The organism is Pyramidobacter sp. CG50-2 (genome assembly GCF_003612005.1).
GTDB lineage: Bacteria > Synergistota > Synergistia > Synergistales > Dethiosulfovibrionaceae > Pyramidobacter.
The window spans coordinates 14,045-29,999 of record NZ_RAWT01000033.1 but is presented as its reverse complement, the minus strand read 5'-3'; the positions used below and the strand labels follow the sequence as shown (position 1 = coordinate 29,999).

Below are 15,955 nucleotides of genomic sequence, written 5' to 3'. Positions count from 1 at the left end.
ATAACGGCGCAGTGGACTTTTCGAACAACTCGGCCTCGGCGTCGGGCGGCATCGCCGCGGCGCTGGGCGGCGGCGCTCTCAGCGTGATGGGCGACGTCTTTGTCGCGGGCGACAAAGACGTCAGCGTCACGGGCAACTCCGCTTCGGCTCAGGTGGTCTCGCCGCTCAAAGCTTCCGTTGAGGCGCTGGACGCGGGCTCCGTCAAAGCCGACGCTATCGCTCTCGAAGGCTCGCTGGCCGTGGCCGGCGGCGGCGCGGCGGCGGCCATGATGGGACCGACGGCAATCGTCAGCAATAACGGCGCAGTGGACTTTTCGAACAACTCGGCCTCGGCGTCGGGCGGCATCGCCGCGGCGCTGGGCGGCGGCGCTCTCAGCGTGATGAGCAACGTCTCCGTTGCGGGCGACAAAGACGTCAGCGTCACGGGCAACTCCGCTTCGGCGCAGGTCGCCTCGCCGCTCAAAGCTTCCGTTGAGGCGCTGGACGCGGGCTCCGTCAAAGCCGACGCTATCGCTCTCGAAGGCTCGCTGGCGCTTGCCGGCGGCGGCGCTTTGGCAGCCGGCGACGGAAAGGCGCACGTGTGGAGCAATAACGGCGCGGTGGACTTTTCGAACAACTCCGCCTCGGCGTCGGGCGGCATCGCCGCGGCGCTGGGCGGCGGCGCTCTCAGCGTGATGAGCGACGTCTCCGTTGCGGGCGACAAAGACGTCGGCGTCACGGGCAACTCCGCTTCGGCGCAGGTCGCCTCGCCGCTCAAGGCGTCTGTCGAAAAACTCGAGGTAACGGGCGTCGCCACGGTTGAAAACGTCGCTCTCGAAGGCTCGCTGGCGCTTGCCGGCGGCGGCGCGGCGGCGGCCATGACGGGACCGGCGGAAATCGTCAGCAACAGCGGCGCGGTGGACTTTTCGAACAACTCGGCTACGGCGTCGGGCGGCATCGCCGCAGCGCTGGGCGGCGGAGCCCTCAGCGTGATGGGGAACGTCGATTTCGACGGCGATCAGGGCGTCGCTCTCGCGGGCAACTCGGCCTCGGCCCAGGTAAACAGCCCGCTGAGTCTGAAAGTCGGGGCCGTGGCGCTGCCGGGACCGAAAAAGATCCTCGACGGCGTTTCCCTCGAAGGTTCTTTGGCCATGGCGGCCGGCGGCGCGGCTTTCTCCGGCCGCTGGATCGAAGTAAAAGGCAACGACGGCGCTGTTCTGCTGTCGGGCAACTCGGCGGCGGCGTCGGGCGCGCTCGCTCTGGCGGCCGGCGGCGGTCTGGCCTCGATCAGTGACATCGAGATCACCGGTAAATCCGCGGCGCTGAAGGGCAATTCGGCGTCGGCGGCGTCAAACGGAAACGTGGCGCTGACCGTCGAAGGGCTGGCGCTTGACGGCGTGTTGCCTCCGTTCCCCGAACTGAAGCTGCAAAAAGGCGCGCTGCGCCTGCCCCTGGCGGCGGCGGTTGGCGGCGCGGGAGCGTCCGTCAGCTATATCGACGTCACCGCCGACGAGACGGTCGAACTGTCGGGCAATACGGCTGCGGCGTCCGGCGGCATCGCCGGAGCGCTGGGCGGCGGATTGGCCGGCTTCGGCGGCGTGAAACTGACGGGGCCGAAGGGCGTTTCCGTCACGGGCAACGCCGCACAGGCGACGGCGGCGAACTTCGAGCTGCTGGGGCTGGAGGGCGTCTCCGTCGTTTACGACGACGACGCCGACCCGGCGACGCCGAACTACAAACAGTCGCTCGATTCCCTGTCGCTGCAGGGTTCCCTCGCCGCGGCGCTGGGCGGCGGCGTGCTCGGCGTCGGCACGGATCTTGACGCGGGGAGCGAAACGCTCGCCCTGAACGGCAACGCGGCGTCGGCTTCCGGCGGTCTCGCGGCGGCGGCCGGCGGCGGTTTCGCCGATTTCGACGGCGCGACGCTGAAGGGAAAAACCGTCGAGATGAAGGACAACGCCGTTTCCGCGACGGCGGAAGGCGGTTTGTCGCTCGAGGCGAAGGGCCTGTCGCTCGACCTCGGCTTCGCCGCTCCCGGCGCGAAAGCTTCGCTCGGCGCCTTCGCGCTGAAGCTGCCCGTGGCGGCGGCGATCGGCGGCGCGGGCGCGGGCATCGTCGGCATCGAAGCCAATGCCGACGAGACGATCGACTTGTCGGGCAACACGGCGGCGGCTTCCGGCGGCATCGCCGCGGCGCTGGGCGGCGGCCTGGCCGGCCTTGGCGGCATCGAACTGATCGCGCCGCAGGGCGTTTCGGTCGCGAACAACACGGCCTTTGCCAAGGCCGCGGGCGGCGCGGAGCTGAACGTTGAAGGGCTCGAACTCAATCTGCCGGGCGTCCTGCCTCTGCCCGTTTCGCTCGGCAAACTGGAAGGGCGCGCCCCGATCGCGGCGGCGTTCGGCGGCGCGATCGCCGGAGACGGCCGGATCGAGACCGAGAAGCTCGTCGTATCGGACAACGCCGCGCTGGCGCAGGGCGGCCTGGCCGCGGCCATCGGCGGCGCGGGGATGATGACCGTCGCCGACCCCGGCACGGGCAATCCTGTGTCGGCGCAGTTCCGCAACAACCGCGCCGAGGCGCTGGGCGGCGAGAAACTCTCGCTCAGCGTCGCGGGGCTGAAGCTGGGCGGCATGCCGCCGCTCGGCGAAGGGACGACGAGTTTGAGCGGCTCGGTCGCCGCGGCGATCGGCGGCGCGGGAATCGTCACCGCCGATGCGCTTCCCAACGGCGGCTCGGTCCTGTTCGCGGACAACCGGGCGTCGGCCGACGGCTCGCTGGCGGCGGCGCTGGGCGGCGCGACGGCGGACTTCTCCACGGACAATACGAACTATCCCGACGAGGTCGCTTTCACCCGCAACCGGGCGCTGGCCCGCAACAGCACGGGCATCCCGCTGAGCATCGAGGGCGACGCGCTCAAGGAGCTGGCCGTGAACCTGGTCGGTTCGCTCGACCCGGCCAACGAGGAAGGGCTCAAGGCGCTGGCGAACGCGGCGCTGAGCGCGCGCTCCATCGCCTTCGCGGCGGGCGGCGCGGCGTTCATGCCCGATGACATTTTTGCCGGGCGCGAGGTCAACTTCGTCGCCAACGAAGCGGCCGCCGAGGGCGACCTGGGCGTGGCGCTGGGCGGCGCGGTGGCGGGCTTCGGCAACGTTGACATCGAGTCGGACGGCAACGTCACCTTCGCCGGCAACAAGGTTTCCGGCAGCACGCTGGCGCTGGGCGGCGCGGTCTACACGTTCGGCAATCTGAATCTGATCGCCCCGCAGGGGCGCGTCGCCTTCATGAGCGCCGGCGACGACGCGGTCTTCCGCGGCACGCTGACGATCGAGAGCGAAACGCTGCTGGGCGTCAAAGGCGCAGAACTCGTCGACCAGAAGCTGGCGCTGAGCGAGGCGGGCGTTCCCGACGCCGTCGCCAAGATCTTCACTCCGGCGGGCGGCGCGGCCGACCTGACGGCGGTCGAAGCGTTCGTCGGCGAGAAGGGCGAGCCGGGCGGACTGTTCCGCATCGCCGCCGATACGGTCGACCTGAAAAACGATTCCGAAGCGATGGTCCTCGGCGCTTCCGGCGACGGCAAACATTACTTCATGACCGTGGAAAGCCCGGCCATCACCGGCGGCGGCGCCTTCAAGGCGACGAAATACCGCAACGCCTCCGTCGGCTTCGACGTGGACGGCGACGCGCGGCACTACTACCTCGACGTGAAGGACAGCAAGGATCTGGTCTGGAACGGCACGACCAACGCCGATTGGGACATCGACGCAACGCAAAACTGGAAAGACGGCAACGGCGCCGCCGAGAAATTCTTTAACGCCGACCGCGTCGCCTTTGACGATACGGCGAAAGAATACGTCGTGGACGTGGTCGATCCCGTGGTGTTGCCCGGCGCGATGACCGTGGCGGGGGCAAAGGATTACGCCTTCGTCTCGACGGCGGGCGCGCCGCATCTGATCGGCACGCCGGCGCTGGCGCTGACGGGATCGGGCAAGACGGCCTTCGCCAATCTCGACGTGGCGGTGACGGAGTCCTTCACGGCCGGCGCGGCTTCGCAGCTGGTCGCCGACGGGACGCGGACGGCCGGCGGCATGGCCGTCGTGCGCGGCACGGGAAGCGCGGCGCTGAACGTCGAAAAGGGCGCGGCGCTGATGGTGCAGAAGGCGGAGCTGAACATCCCCTACCGCATCGTCGACGGCTTCGCCGGCTACGGCCCCGTCATGAACTGGCACACGCAGCCCTACGCGGGCGCGATCTTCGACGAGGCGGCGCTCGCCTACGCGCCCGAAGGCGCGTGGGATCCGATCACGGAAGGCTACGTGACGCTGTGGGACGAGGGAACGGTGACGTTCACCGACCGCTTCCGCATGGAATCCGATCCGGCCGCGCTGCTGTCGCTGGCCAACACGGCGCTGACGCTCTCGCGTTCCTTCGCGGGCACGCTCAACGCGCGCGCTTCCAGCCGCCAGAACGCCACCGGCGACCTGAGCAGTCTCGGGCGCATGAACTTCGTGCCTGACGCCGGCGCTCCCGCGGCCGACAAGGGCGTGTGGGGCTCGATCTGGTACGGGCACAGCGACGTGGACGGCATGACCGTGGCCGGCGCCAAGGGCGTCTTCGAGCAGGACAGCACCACCAAGTCCTACGGGGCCACGATCGGCGGCGACTTCACGCGCCGCGGCTTCACCACGGGTCTGGCCGTGCAGCTGGGCAAGTACGACATCGACGGCGCGTACGGCTCCGACGCCGACGGCAAGTTCATCGGCGTGGGCCTGTACGGCGGCTTCAAACGCGGAGCCTGGGAGTTCACGGGCGACCTCGGCTACAACTGGTTCGACACGGACGTGACGGCGAATCTGTCGGGCGGCTCGTTCAGCGCCGACGGCGTCAAGGGACACGTAGCGACGGCGGGCGTACGCGCCAACTGGCATCTGCCGGCCCGCGGCGCCATGCAGGTGACGCCGTTCCTCGGCCTGCGCTTCAGCCGCTACGACCAGGACGCTTACGACATGAAGGGCAGCTTCATCGAGCAGAAAATCCGCTCCGAAGACTCCTCCGTCGACCAGTGGACGCTGCCTCTGGGCGTGCGCTTCGACTGGAACCTGAAGAACCGCGGCGACTGGGAGCTGAAACCGTCGCTGGAGATCGCCTACGTGCGCGCCTTCGGCGACACGGACATCGATTCCCGCCTGCGCTTCCTCGGCAGCGGCGCAACGCTGCCGGCCATGGACTTCACCGCGGCGGTGACGGACGAGAACAGCTTCCGCACGGCGCTGCAGCTGGAAGGCAAACGCAAGAACATGACGCTGGGGCTGAACCTGTCGGGACAGTTCTCGAGCAACCAGAAGGATCTCGGCGTCGGCGCCACGGTGCGCTGGGACTTCTAGCGAGCGACGCGAAATCGCAAAGACGTCGCAACACAACAAAAGGAGGATCGCCGGAAATCGGCGATCCTCCTTTTTCCCATACAAACCAAACCACGACGCCGCAACGATCCGCGGAAAATGTTCCACGTGGAACATCGAAAAACGCCGCGCGAACACGACGACGCGGAGAAACCCGCGGACACGGTATTTCCATGAAACCGTTTTTTCGTTTTTCTCCGCTTCGCAGCGCCCTTATGTTCGGCCTTTTAATTAAGAAGTAGTATTACTCGACGGCGGCGATGACTTCGATCTCCACTTTCAGGCCGGCGTTCAGCGCGCCGACGGGGACGATCGAGCGGGCCGGGTGACGGGCGCCGAAGAACTCGGCGTAGCACTGGTTCACCGCGGCCCAGTCGTCTTCGCCGCCGACGAAGGCGGTGGTCTTCAGCACCTTGTCGCGCGAGGAACCGCACTCTCTGAGGATGAGGTCGACGTTGTTCAGCGCGCGCATGGTTTCATCTTTTATGGATCCGGGTCGGTTCTCGCCCGTTTCCGGATCCTTGGAGAGCTGGCCGGAGATGAAGATCAGTCCGTCGTGGATCAGCGCCAGCGCGTAATGCCCGCGGGGTTTCAGGCCTTTGACCTGCATGATTTCTTTCATCGAACGCACGCTCCTTTTATTTTTTGCCCGCGGCGGGCTTTTTCACCCGGACGGTGACGGTCGCACCGCCGCGCTTCAGGTCGAGGATGGCCGTCAGGCCGCCGGCGACGCGCTTTTCGATGGTTTCGCGGGCTTTCGCCGCGCCCGTGTCGCCGAACTTGACCAGATTGAGCTCGACGATCACGTCGCCGGGCTTCACGCCCGCAAGATCGGCCGGCGAACCGGGCGCGACCGACGCGACGCGGCCGGCGTCGTTGAATTCCATGCCGCTGGACGGTACGGCGGGGGCATTTTCGCGCGCCCTTTTCTCCTCGGGGGAGACCCAGCGCCGCGTCGAGGCTTCCACTTCTTCGCGCGTCCGGCCGGGCTGGACGCCGCTCACTCCGAAGAATCGTTCGAGCCGCGCCGTCTGAGCGGGGATGTAGTCGTTGCTCAGCTCGGCGTGCCAGCGTTCGCCGTTGGGGCGCTCCATCTCGACGGTGAAGGGCTTGCCGTAGTCGCTCCACTGGTATTTGCGGCCGAAATAATCGAGCGCCACGCTGTCGGCAGGGGTCTTATTGATGACGCGGATGCGGTCGCCTTCGCGGATGCCGGCGTTCCAGGCCGAGCTGCCTTCGAGCACGTCGAGCACGTACATGCGGCCGTTCCGCTCTTCGAGATCCATGCCCGAGCCCCAGCCGCCGGTGAAGAAGGCCTGGGCGTAGCGGGCGTAGGCGTGGAAATCGCCGCAGTCGCGCGATACGGTGCGTTCCCGGCGCCACATGCCGGGGTTGGCGACGAGGTCGGCGCGCATCGTCACGGTCAGGCCGCCGTCGCGGGAGGGACGGAAGCTGAACGTGGCCCGCTCTTCGGCGAAGTCGACGGGCTCGCGTTCCCAGCGGTCGGGAACGAGGGGGTCGCGCGAGGGGACGCGGTATTCCGGCATCAAATGTTCCACGCGGGACGCGGGGATCTCTTTCGCCAGCGCCAGCACGGCGTCGTTCTGCTCGATCACGTCCATGCGGGCGGAACCGTCGAACGTCGCCAGGATGAAGCGCTGCATCTGGGCGGCGTCGAAGCCGTAGACCGTGAGCGACTCGGACGCGGCCGCCGGCGCCGCGGCGCTCAGAAAAACGACCGCACAGGCCAGAAACTTTTTCATCAGCATGCCTCCTTGAAAGTCGTTGGGGGAATCTGGAGCTATTTTAAGGCAGAAACGCGGCAAAAGCCACCGCCGTTTGCGCGATCGTCCCGCGATCTTCGCAATAATTGACAATTCCGGGGGAGGCGCAGTATACTTAGCAACATCGAAAAGTATCCTGCCCACAGAGGCATGATGGAGCGTTCCTGATGATGAACGTCAGCTTTTTTGCAGCCGAATGCTATTACTTTTACTTTTTTGGAGCTTCCAGAAAAGTGATTTTGTGCTGCCAAAAAGCTGATCGGTAAAACGCAGTTTTTTTCGGAGAGTCATAAGGCCGTGCAGAATCGCTGCACGGCCTTGTTTTTTTCCGTCCGCGGAGGACGAGACGGTTTCGACGATTTCCTAAGGAGGCGTTTCACATGATCGCAGTCTTGAAGAACGGCACCACCCCGGAGCAGCGCGACAGTCTCTGCAAATGGTTCGAGGGCATGGGGCTCTCCTGCCACGTTTCGCAGGGCGAGTTCCACACCATCATCGGCCTCATCGGCGACGTCAGCAAGGTCGACATCGAGATGCTCGAGAGCCTGTCCATCGTCGAGCGCGTCACGCGCATCAGCGATCCGTTCAAAAAGGCGAACCGCAAGTTCCACGAGGAGCCGACCGTCGTCGACGTGAGCGGCGTCAAGATCGGCGGCGGCCATTTCCAGATCATCGCCGGCCCCTGCTCGGTGGAAAGCCGCGAGCAGATCGTTTCGATCGCCAAAGCCGTCAAGGCGTCGGGCGCGACGATGCTGCGCGGCGGCGCGTTCAAGCCGCGCACGTCGCCCTACGCGTTCCAGGGGCTGCGCGGCGAGGGGATCGGGCTGCTGCTCGAGGCCAAGAAGGAAACGGGGCTGCCGCTGGTCTCGGAGATCATGAACATCAACGATCTCGACCTGTTCGCCGAGGTGGACGTGCTTCAGGTGGGAGCGCGCAACATGCAGAACTTCGATCTGCTCAAGGAACTGGGGCATTGCCGCAAACCGATCCTGCTCAAGCGGGGGCTGGCCAACACGCTCAAGGAACTGCTGATGAGCGCGGAGTACATCATGGCCGGCGGCAACGAGAACGTCATTCTCTGCGAGCGCGGCATCCGCACGTTCGAGACCTACACGCGCAACACGCTCGATCTTTCCGCCGTGCCCGTGCTGCACGAGCTCACCCATCTGCCCGTGATCATCGACCCCAGCCATTCCACGGGCTACTCGCGCTACGTGGCGCCGATGTCCTACGCCGCCGCCGCGGCCGGCGCCGACGGGCTGATCATCGAGGTCCACAACGATCCCGCCCACGCGCTGTGCGACGGCGCCCAGTCGCTGACGCCCGAGCAGTTCGACGCGGCGGCGCGGAAGGTGCGCGCCGTGCGCGAGGCGCTGGCATGAAGACGATCGGCATCGTCGGGCTGGGATTGATCGGCGGTTCGTTCGCGCGCGCCTACAAGGCGGCCGACGAGACGTTTGCCGTCTACGCCGCCGATCGGGATCAGTCCACGCTGCAATTCGCCCGGCTGCTGGGGGCCATCGACGGCGAGCTGGACCGCGAGACGCTGGAGAAATGCGACGGCGTGCTGGTCTGCCTGCACACGGAACTTTCCTGCCAGTGGCTGGAGGCGAACGCGCCCTTCATTCCGGCGGCGGCGCTGGTGATGGACTGCTGCGGCATCAAGCGCCGCATTTGCGAAACCGGCTTTCGACTCGCCAGGCGGTACGGTTTCGAGTACGCCGGCGGGCACCCGATGGCGGGCACGCACCGCTGGGGTTTCAAAAACAGCCGCGCCGACATGTTCCGCGGCGCCAGTTTCGTCGTGGTGCCGCGCGTGTACGACGACGTCGCGCTGCTGGAGCGCGTCAGGAGTTTCGTGATGCCGGCGGGGTTCCAACGCCTCGCCGTGACGACGGCGGAGAATCACGACCGGCTGATCGCCTTCACGTCGCAGCTGGCGCACGTGGTCTCGAACGCCTACGTGAAGAGCCCGACGGCGCGCGAGCACCGCGGCTTCTCCGCCGGTTCCTACCGCGACCTGACCCGCGTGGCCTGGCTCAACCCGACGATGTGGACGGATCTGTTCCTCGAAAACCGCGATCATCTGCTCTCCGAGATCGACCAGATTCTCGGCGAATTGCGGCAGTACCGCGACGCCATCGCCGCCGGCGACGAAAAACGGCTCTGGCGGTTGCTCGAAGAGGGACGCCGGAGAAAGGAAGAGGTGGACGGATAAATGAACAGCGTCACAGTTTCCACGCCTTCGAAGAAGTACTACGTGCACACCGGCGCCGATCTGCTCGGCGCCGCCGGCGAGATCGCCGCGCCCCTGCGCGGCGCCGGTCAGGCGCTGATCGTCTCCGACGCCAACGTGGCGCCGCTTTACGCGCGGCGCGTCGCCGACTCGCTGGAACGCGCCGGCTTCCGGCCGACCCTGCACGTCGTTCCCGCCGGCGAGCGGAACAAGAACATGCGTTCGCTCCTCGACCTGCTCAACCGCATGGCCGCGCTGCGCATGATCCGCAGCGACACGCTCTTCGCCCTCGGCGGCGGGGTCGTCGGCGACCTGGGCGGGCTGGCGGCCTCGCTGTATATGCGCGGCATCGGCCTCGTACAACTGCCGACGTCGCTGCTGGCCGCGGTCGACTCATCGGTGGGCGGCAAGACGGCCATCGACCTCGAGACGGGCAAAAACCTGGTCGGCACGTTCTATCAGCCCGATCTGGTGCTCTACGACACGGAAACGCTGGCGACGCTGCCGAAAGAGCAGCTGGCCAACGGCTTCGGCGAGATCGTCAAGACGGGCATGATCCGCGACGCCAAACTTTTCGGCGCGGCGTGCAAGCCCGACCTCGGCGCCGCCGAGATCGCCGGGATCGTGCACCGCTGCGTGGAGATCAAACGCGACGTGGTGCGCCGCGACGAGAAGGAGACGGGGCTGCGCCAGATCCTCAACTTCGGGCACACGTTCGGTCACGCCGTGGAAAAATGCAGCGGCTTTTCGATCCCGCACGGTTTTTGCGTCGCCATCGGCATGATGATCATCACCGCCGCCAGCGCCAAACGCGGCATCTGCGCGCCGGAGACGCTCGTCCAGCTGTCCGGCGCCCTGCGGCGGCGCGGCCTGCCGCAGACGACCCGGTTCGGAGCCGACGAACTTTTCGCGGGCATGCTCGCCGACAAAAAGCGCGCTTCCGACACGGTCACGCTCGTGCTTCCCCGCGGCATCGGCAGCGTGGAGCGGCGCAAGGTCATGCTCGAAGAGGCGCGAGAATTCCTCGAAGACGGGCTCGAAGCCCTGTCCGCGGACGAAACGGAGGGCGTCACGGCATGATCGTCACCATCACACCCCGCAAACTGAGCGGCACGATCGCCGCCATCCCTTCGAAGTCGCACGTCCATCGTCTGCTGATCTGCGCCGCGCTGGGCGACCGGCCGGCGAAGCTGCCCTGCCGCGTCGTCTCGCAGGACATCGAGGCCACGGTGCGCTGCCTGAAAGCGCTGGGAGCCGGGATCGCCTTCGACGGCAGCGCCATCGCCGTCACGCCGCTGGACCGGAACGCGGGCGGCGCGGTCGAACTCGACCCGGGGGAAAGCGGCTCCACGTACCGGTTCATGACGCCGCTGGCGGCCGCGCTGGGGCGAAAGGCGCGCTTCACGCTGCACGGCAAACTGCCGTCGCGGCCGATGGACGATCTGTGGAACGAAATGGAGCGGCACGGCGCCGTCATCACCGGCAAGGGAACGGCTCACCCCGTCGTCGAGGGGCGGCTGACGGCGGGCCGGTACCGTCTGCCCGGCACGGTGTCGTCGCAGTTTTTCACGGGACTGCTCTTTGCGCTGCCGCTGCTCGAAGGCAGCAGCCGCGTCCTCATCGCCGACCGGCTGGAATCGGCCGGTTACGTCGACATGACGCTGGCGGCGCTGGCGGCTTTCGGCATCACCGTCGGCCGTTCCGTCGGCGGCTTCTCCGTCTCCGGCGCGCAGCGATACGTCGCCCCCGCCAAGCTGAGAGCCGAAGGCGATTGGTCCAACGCGGCCTTTTGGCTTTGCGCCGGGGCGGCCGGCGCAAAGCTCGCCGTCACGGGGCTGGCGCTGCCGTCGCTGCAGGGCGACAGCGCCGTGGCGGAGTTCCTGCGGCGCATGGGGGCCGAGGTCTCGATCGCCGGCGATTCCATCGCGGCGGCGCCGGCGGAGCTGCGCGAAACATGCATCGACGCGAGCGACACGCCCGATCTGGTGCCCGCGCTGGCCGTCGCCGCGGCGGCGGTCAAGGGGCGCACGGCGATCGCGAACGTCGGGCGGTTGCGGCTCAAAGAGAGCGACCGCGTCGCCTCGGTCTGCGGCGCGCTGAACGCTCTGGGGGGACACGCGGTGCCCGACGGCAACTACATCCTCATCGACGGGTGCGGCTCGCTGCGCGGCGGCATCGTCGACGCGTGCGACGATCACCGCATCGCCATGCTGGGCGCGGCCGCCTCGGTGCTGTGTTCCGAGACGGTGACGATCACGGGCGCGGAAGCGGTGGACAAGTCCTATCCGGGCTTTTTCGGCGACTTCGCCGCGCTCGGCGGCGTCGTCAGAACGGAGGCATGATCATGAGTTCAAGCTGGGGGGAACGCATCCGCCTCTCCATCTTCGGGCAGTCCCATTCGGCCGCCGTCGGCGCCGTGATCGAGGGGCTGCCGGCCGGGTTCCGCGTGGACATGGAGCGGCTGGACGCCTTCATGAAACGCCGCGCGCCCGGCGGCCCGCTGGCGACGCCGCGCCGCGAGACCGACCGGATCGAGTTCCTTTCGGGTCTTGCCGGCGGGCGGCTGTGCGGCTCTCCGCTCTGCCTGATCATCCGCAACGCCGACGCGCGGCCCGGCGATTACTCCGAATTTCGGGACGTGCCGCGGCCGGGGCACGCCGACTACACGAGTGCCGTCAAGTACGGCGGCTTTCAGGACGCCTCGGGCGGCGGCCATTTTTCCGGCCGGCTCACGGCGCCGCTGACCGCGGCCGGCGGCGTTTGTCTGCAAATCCTCGAGGCGCGGGGGATCTTCGTCGGCGCGCATCTCAGGAGCGTCGGCGGCGTGGAGGATCGCGCTTTCGACGCCGTGTCCGTCTCCCGGTCCGATTTCGACGCGCGCCTTTTCTCGCCGCTGACGGTGCTCGACGCGGCCGCCGGGGCGCGCATGGCCGCGGCGATCGAGGCCGCCCGCGCCGCGGGGGATTCGCTCGGCGGCGTGGTCGAATGCGCCGCCGTCGGCCTGCCGGCGGGGCTCGGCGAGCCGATGTTCGGCGGGCTCGAAGGCGGGATCGCCTCGCTGCTTTTCGGCATTCCCGCCGTCAAGGGCGTGGAATTCGGCAGCGGTTTCGCGGCCGCGGCCATGAGGGGCAGCGAGCACAACGACCCGTTCGTGTGCGAAGACGGCGCCGTACGCACGGCCACGAACCACGCCGGCGGCATTCTCGGCGGCATCTCCACGGGCATGCCGCTGATCTTCCGCGCCGCCTTCAAGCCGACGCCTTCCATCGCCCGCGCGCAGCGGACCCTCAACCTCAGGACCATGCAGCCCACGGAGCTGAGAGTCAAAGGCCGTCACGATCCCTGCGCGGCCGTGCGCGCCGTCCCCGTCGTCGAAGCGGCCGCCGCCGTCGCCCTCTGCGACGCCCTGCTTCCGGGAAATTACGAACCGCTCAAAGGAGCCGAATGAAAAATGGACATGAAAGATTTTCGCACCCAGATCGACGAGATCGACCGCGGTCTGGTCGACCTGATCACGCGGCGCTTCGCCGTCGTGCGCGACATCGCCGCCTACAAAGCCAAAAACAAGATCCCCATCTACGATCCCGCCCGCGAACGTCAGAAGCTCAACGATCTGGCCGGTTCGGTCGGGGAAGAGATGGCACCGTCCATGGACGCGCTGTTCTCGCTGATCTTCGACTTGAGTCGTTCCGAGCAGCACCGCATCATCGCCGGCGGTTCGCCGCTCAAGCGGCAGATCTTGCTGGCGCTGGCCAACACGCCGGCGCAGTTTCCCATCCGTTCTGCGGTCGCCTGTCAGGGCGCGGAGGGGGCCAATTCGCAGATGGCCTGCGAGCGCATTTTCCCCTCGGGCAGCATCATGTACTTTCAGTACTTCGAAAACGTCTTTTCCGCCGTCGAGCAGGGGCTGTGCCGCTACGGCGTGCTGCCCATCGAGAACAGCACGGCCGGCTCGGTGAACCGCATCTACGATCTGATGATGGAGCACAGCTGCTACATCGTGCGCAGCTGCCGCGTCAAGATCGACCACTGCCTGCTCGCCAATCCCGGAGTTTCCATCGGCGACATCAAAGAGATCATCTCTCACGAGCAGGCGCTGGCGCAGAGCCAGAGCTTTCTCAAATCGCTCGGCGTCAAGGCCACGCCCGTCAAGAACACGGCCGTCGCCGCGCAGATGGTGCGCGAGTCGGGGCGCAAGGATCTGGCGGCGCTGTCGTCGCGCGGCTGCGCCGAACTCTATGGCCTGGACTGCCTCAAGGCTTCCGTACAGGACGCGGGCAGCAACTTCACGCGCTTCATCTGCATCGCCAAAGATCTGGAAATTTATCCCGGCGCCAACCGCACCAGCCTGATGATGGTGCTGCCGCACAAGCGCGGCTCGCTGTCGCACGTGCTGTCCCGCTTCAAGGCGCTGGACATCAATCTGCTCAAGCTGGAGAGCCGGCCGCTGGCCAACAGCGATTTCGAATTCATGTTCTATTTCGACCTCGACTCCTCCGTCTATGACGATTCCTTCCTGCGCATCTTCGACGACCTGCAGGGCGCCGTCACCACGCTCAAATATCTGGGCAGCTACTCCGAGGTGGTGTAAATGGGGCGCTTCGGCCTGATCGGACGCGCGCTCGGCCACAGCTTCTCGCCCGCCATCCACGCCCTGATCGGCGATTACGAGTACAAGCTCTATCCCCTGGAGCCGGAAGAGCTGGACGGCTTTCTGCGCGCGAGCGACGGCGACGGTTTCAACGTCACCATTCCCTACAAGATCGACGCGATGAAAAGCTGCCGCGAGCTGTCGGAGCGCGCCCGCGCCGTCGGCTGCGTCAACACGCTGACGCGCCTGCCCGGCGGGGGATGGCGCGGCGACAACACGGACTGGGACGGTTTTCTGCATCTGCTCGGGGAAGACGCGGAACGTCTGCGCGGTCGCCCCGCGCTCGTGCTGGGCAGCGGCGGCGCTTCGCGCACCGTGCGCGCCGTGCTGGCAAGCTGCGGCATCCCCTTCGCCGTGATCTCGCGCTCGGGGAGCGACACCTACGCCACCCTCGAAAGGCACGCCGACGCCGAGCTGATCGTCAACGCGACGCCCGTGGGAATGTACCCGAAAAACGGCGCCTCCCCCGTGGATCTGCGGCTCTTTCCCAGATGCCGGCTCGTGCTCGACGTGATCTACAACCCGCTGCGCACGGCGCTGCTCCTTCAGGCCGAAGAACTCGGCCTCCCCGCGCGCGGCGGCCTGGCGATGCTGGCCGCCCAGGCCGTGCGCGCCGGCGAACTGTTCCTCGGCCGCGGACTGCCCGCGGCGCTGACGGACCGCATCGCCGCAGCCATCACCCGCCGTACCGGCAACGTCGCGCTCATCGGCATGCCCGGCTGCGGCAAGACCACGACGGCGCAGGTTCTCGGCCGGCTGACGGGGCGCCCCGTGCGCGACCTCGATCGGATCGTCGCCGAACGCGAGGGCTGCCCGATCGCGGAAATTTTCGCCCGCCGCGGCGAAGCCGCCTTCCGCAGGCTCGAGACCGAGGTGCTGGCCGACGTCTCCAAGGAGAGCGGCATCGTCATCGCCACCGGCGGCGGCGTGGTCACGCAGCCGCGCAACCGCCCGCTGCTCCGCCAGAACGGGATCTGCGTCTGGCTCGACCGCCCTGGCGAACTGCCCGTCGACGGAAGGCCCCTGTCGCAGTCCGTCGGCGTGGAAGAACTGCGCCGCCGGCGTCTGCCGCTGTACCGCGCCTGGGCCGACCTGACCGTTTCCGCGTCGTCGGCGCAGGACGCCGCCGCAAAAATCAAGGAGGCTTTGCAGCTATGAAGATCCTCGTCGTCAACGGCCCCAACATGAACATGCTCGGCGTGCGCGAGCCGGAGATCTACGGCCGCGCCACGCTGGCCGACCTGGAGAAAATGATCTGCGCGCACTGCGCCGCCGCCGGCGCGGACGTGGAATTCTTCCAAAGCAACCACGAAGGCGCGATCGTCGACCGCATCCAGGAAGCCTATGGGAAGGTCGACGGCATCGTCATCAATCCCGCCGCCTACACTCATACCAGCGTCGCCATTCCCGACGCGCTGCGCGCCGTGGACATCCCCGCCGTCGAAGTCCACGTCAGCGATATCCAGTCGCGCGAGGACTTCCGCCGCCATTCCTACACCCGCGAAGCCTGCGTCGCCCAGATCGCCGGGCGCGGCCTGAAAGGCTACCTCGACGCCGTCGACCTGCTGCTGAACCGGGATCGGGAATAGCGGGCGCCGCGACGACGCGGAGATGGCCCGCGCCTGTCGTGGAGATTATCGAGAAAAAATAATACTAATTCTTGATAGAAAGTATTAACATAGTTTTCCGGGGGCTGCGGGGGAGATTCACAAAGCGAGCCGCGCAGACCGCGTAGCGGTCGAGTATGTCCGAGCGACTGAACTCCCCCGCAGCACCCTTGCGTTCGGCCTTTTAATTAAGAAATAGTATAAAACGGAGCCAAGCTCCCACTCAAAGCGAACACGCGAAGAAATTTCGCGAGGCGCTTCCGAGGGGGAGCTTTTTTATCGGCACAAGAGCCATGGAG

The 15,955-nt window shown here is 67.1% G+C and carries 11 protein-coding genes; 9 read left to right on the top strand and 2 right to left on the bottom strand.

Annotated elements, in window-relative coordinates:
• Nucleotides 1-11 precede the first annotated feature (11 nt).
• A complete protein-coding gene (locus tag D7D26_RS07970) occupies nt 12-5,360 on the top strand; it encodes an autotransporter family protein (protein ID WP_120372690.1) in 5,349 nt (1,782 codons plus the stop codon).
• A gap of 262 nt (nt 5,361-5,622) precedes the next feature.
• Here D7D26_RS07970 and D7D26_RS07965 read toward each other — a convergent pair whose 3' ends face one another.
• Nucleotides 5,623-6,000, bottom strand: a complete 378-nt coding sequence (locus tag D7D26_RS07965; protein ID WP_120372689.1) for a RidA family protein — start codon at nt 5,998-6,000, stop codon at nt 5,623-5,625.
• Between the two features lie 16 nt (nt 6,001-6,016).
• Nucleotides 6,017-7,141: a PDZ domain-containing protein gene (locus tag D7D26_RS07960; RefSeq protein ID WP_120372688.1), complete on the bottom strand. Its 1,125-nt coding sequence runs from the start codon at nt 7,139-7,141 to the stop codon at nt 6,017-6,019.
• A 401-nt stretch (nt 7,142-7,542) separates the two neighbouring features.
• On the opposite strand from D7D26_RS07960, the gene aroF reads away from it, so the two are divergent.
• Genes aroF through aroQ form a run of 8 tightly spaced genes read left to right on the top strand, consistent with a single transcriptional unit; the run spans nt 7,543 to nt 15,638 of the window.
• On the top strand, nt 7,543-8,544 hold the full coding sequence (gene aroF, locus D7D26_RS07955; protein WP_120372687.1) for a 3-deoxy-7-phosphoheptulonate synthase: 1,002 nt from the start codon (nt 7,543-7,545) through the stop codon (nt 8,542-8,544).
• Nucleotides 8,541-9,380, top strand: coding sequence for a prephenate dehydrogenase (locus D7D26_RS07950; protein WP_120372686.1), 840 nt, complete (start codon nt 8,541-8,543; stop codon nt 9,378-9,380). The genes aroF and D7D26_RS07950 overlap by 4 nt, the downstream gene beginning before the upstream one ends.
• The gene (gene aroB, locus D7D26_RS07945) at nt 9,381-10,478 is read left to right on the top strand and encodes a 3-dehydroquinate synthase (protein WP_078015466.1); all 1,098 of its coding nucleotides are present in this window, start codon (nt 9,381-9,383) and stop codon (nt 10,476-10,478) included.
• A complete protein-coding gene (gene aroA / locus D7D26_RS07940) occupies nt 10,475-11,740 on the top strand; it encodes a 3-phosphoshikimate 1-carboxyvinyltransferase (protein WP_120372685.1) in 1,266 nt (421 codons plus the stop codon). Before aroB ends, aroA begins: the two co-directional genes overlap by 4 nt.
• Nucleotides 11,741-11,742: 2 nt before the next feature.
• On the top strand, nt 11,743-12,846 hold the full coding sequence (gene aroC, locus D7D26_RS07935) for a chorismate synthase (protein ID WP_120372684.1): 1,104 nt from the start codon (nt 11,743-11,745) through the stop codon (nt 12,844-12,846).
• Between the two features lie 9 nt (nt 12,847-12,855).
• The gene (locus D7D26_RS07930; protein WP_233543504.1) at nt 12,856-13,989 is read left to right on the top strand and encodes a bifunctional chorismate mutase/prephenate dehydratase; all 1,134 of its coding nucleotides are present in this window, start codon (nt 12,856-12,858) and stop codon (nt 13,987-13,989) included.
• Nucleotides 13,990-15,207, top strand: a complete 1,218-nt coding sequence (locus D7D26_RS07925) for a shikimate kinase (protein ID WP_120372682.1) — start codon at nt 13,990-13,992, stop codon at nt 15,205-15,207.
• Nucleotides 15,204-15,638, top strand: coding sequence for a type II 3-dehydroquinate dehydratase (gene aroQ, locus D7D26_RS07920; protein WP_120372681.1), 435 nt, complete (start codon nt 15,204-15,206; stop codon nt 15,636-15,638). The genes D7D26_RS07925 and aroQ overlap by 4 nt, the downstream gene beginning before the upstream one ends.
• Nucleotides 15,639-15,955: the final 317 nt, after the last annotated feature.

Coding starts and splice junctions, on each gene's coding strand:
- D7D26_RS07965 (WP_120372689.1), bottom strand. CDS start 6,000: ATGAAAGAAATCATGCAGGTCAAAGGCCTGAAACCCCGCGGGCATTAC.
- D7D26_RS07960 (WP_120372688.1), bottom strand. CDS start 7,141: ATGAAAAAGTTTCTGGCCTGTGCGGTCGTTTTTCTGAGCGCCGCGGCG.
- aroF (WP_120372687.1), top strand. CDS start 7,543: ATGATCGCAGTCTTGAAGAACGGCACCACCCCGGAGCAGCGCGACAGT.
- D7D26_RS07950 (WP_120372686.1), top strand. CDS start 8,541: ATGAAGACGATCGGCATCGTCGGGCTGGGATTGATCGGCGGTTCGTTC.
- aroB (WP_078015466.1), top strand. CDS start 9,381: ATGAACAGCGTCACAGTTTCCACGCCTTCGAAGAAGTACTACGTGCAC.
- aroA (WP_120372685.1), top strand. CDS start 10,475: ATGATCGTCACCATCACACCCCGCAAACTGAGCGGCACGATCGCCGCC.
- aroC (WP_120372684.1), top strand. CDS start 11,743: ATGAGTTCAAGCTGGGGGGAACGCATCCGCCTCTCCATCTTCGGGCAG.
- D7D26_RS07930 (WP_233543504.1), top strand. CDS start 12,856: ATGAAAGATTTTCGCACCCAGATCGACGAGATCGACCGCGGTCTGGTC.
- D7D26_RS07925 (WP_120372682.1), top strand. CDS start 13,990: ATGGGGCGCTTCGGCCTGATCGGACGCGCGCTCGGCCACAGCTTCTCG.
- aroQ (WP_120372681.1), top strand. CDS start 15,204: ATGAAGATCCTCGTCGTCAACGGCCCCAACATGAACATGCTCGGCGTG.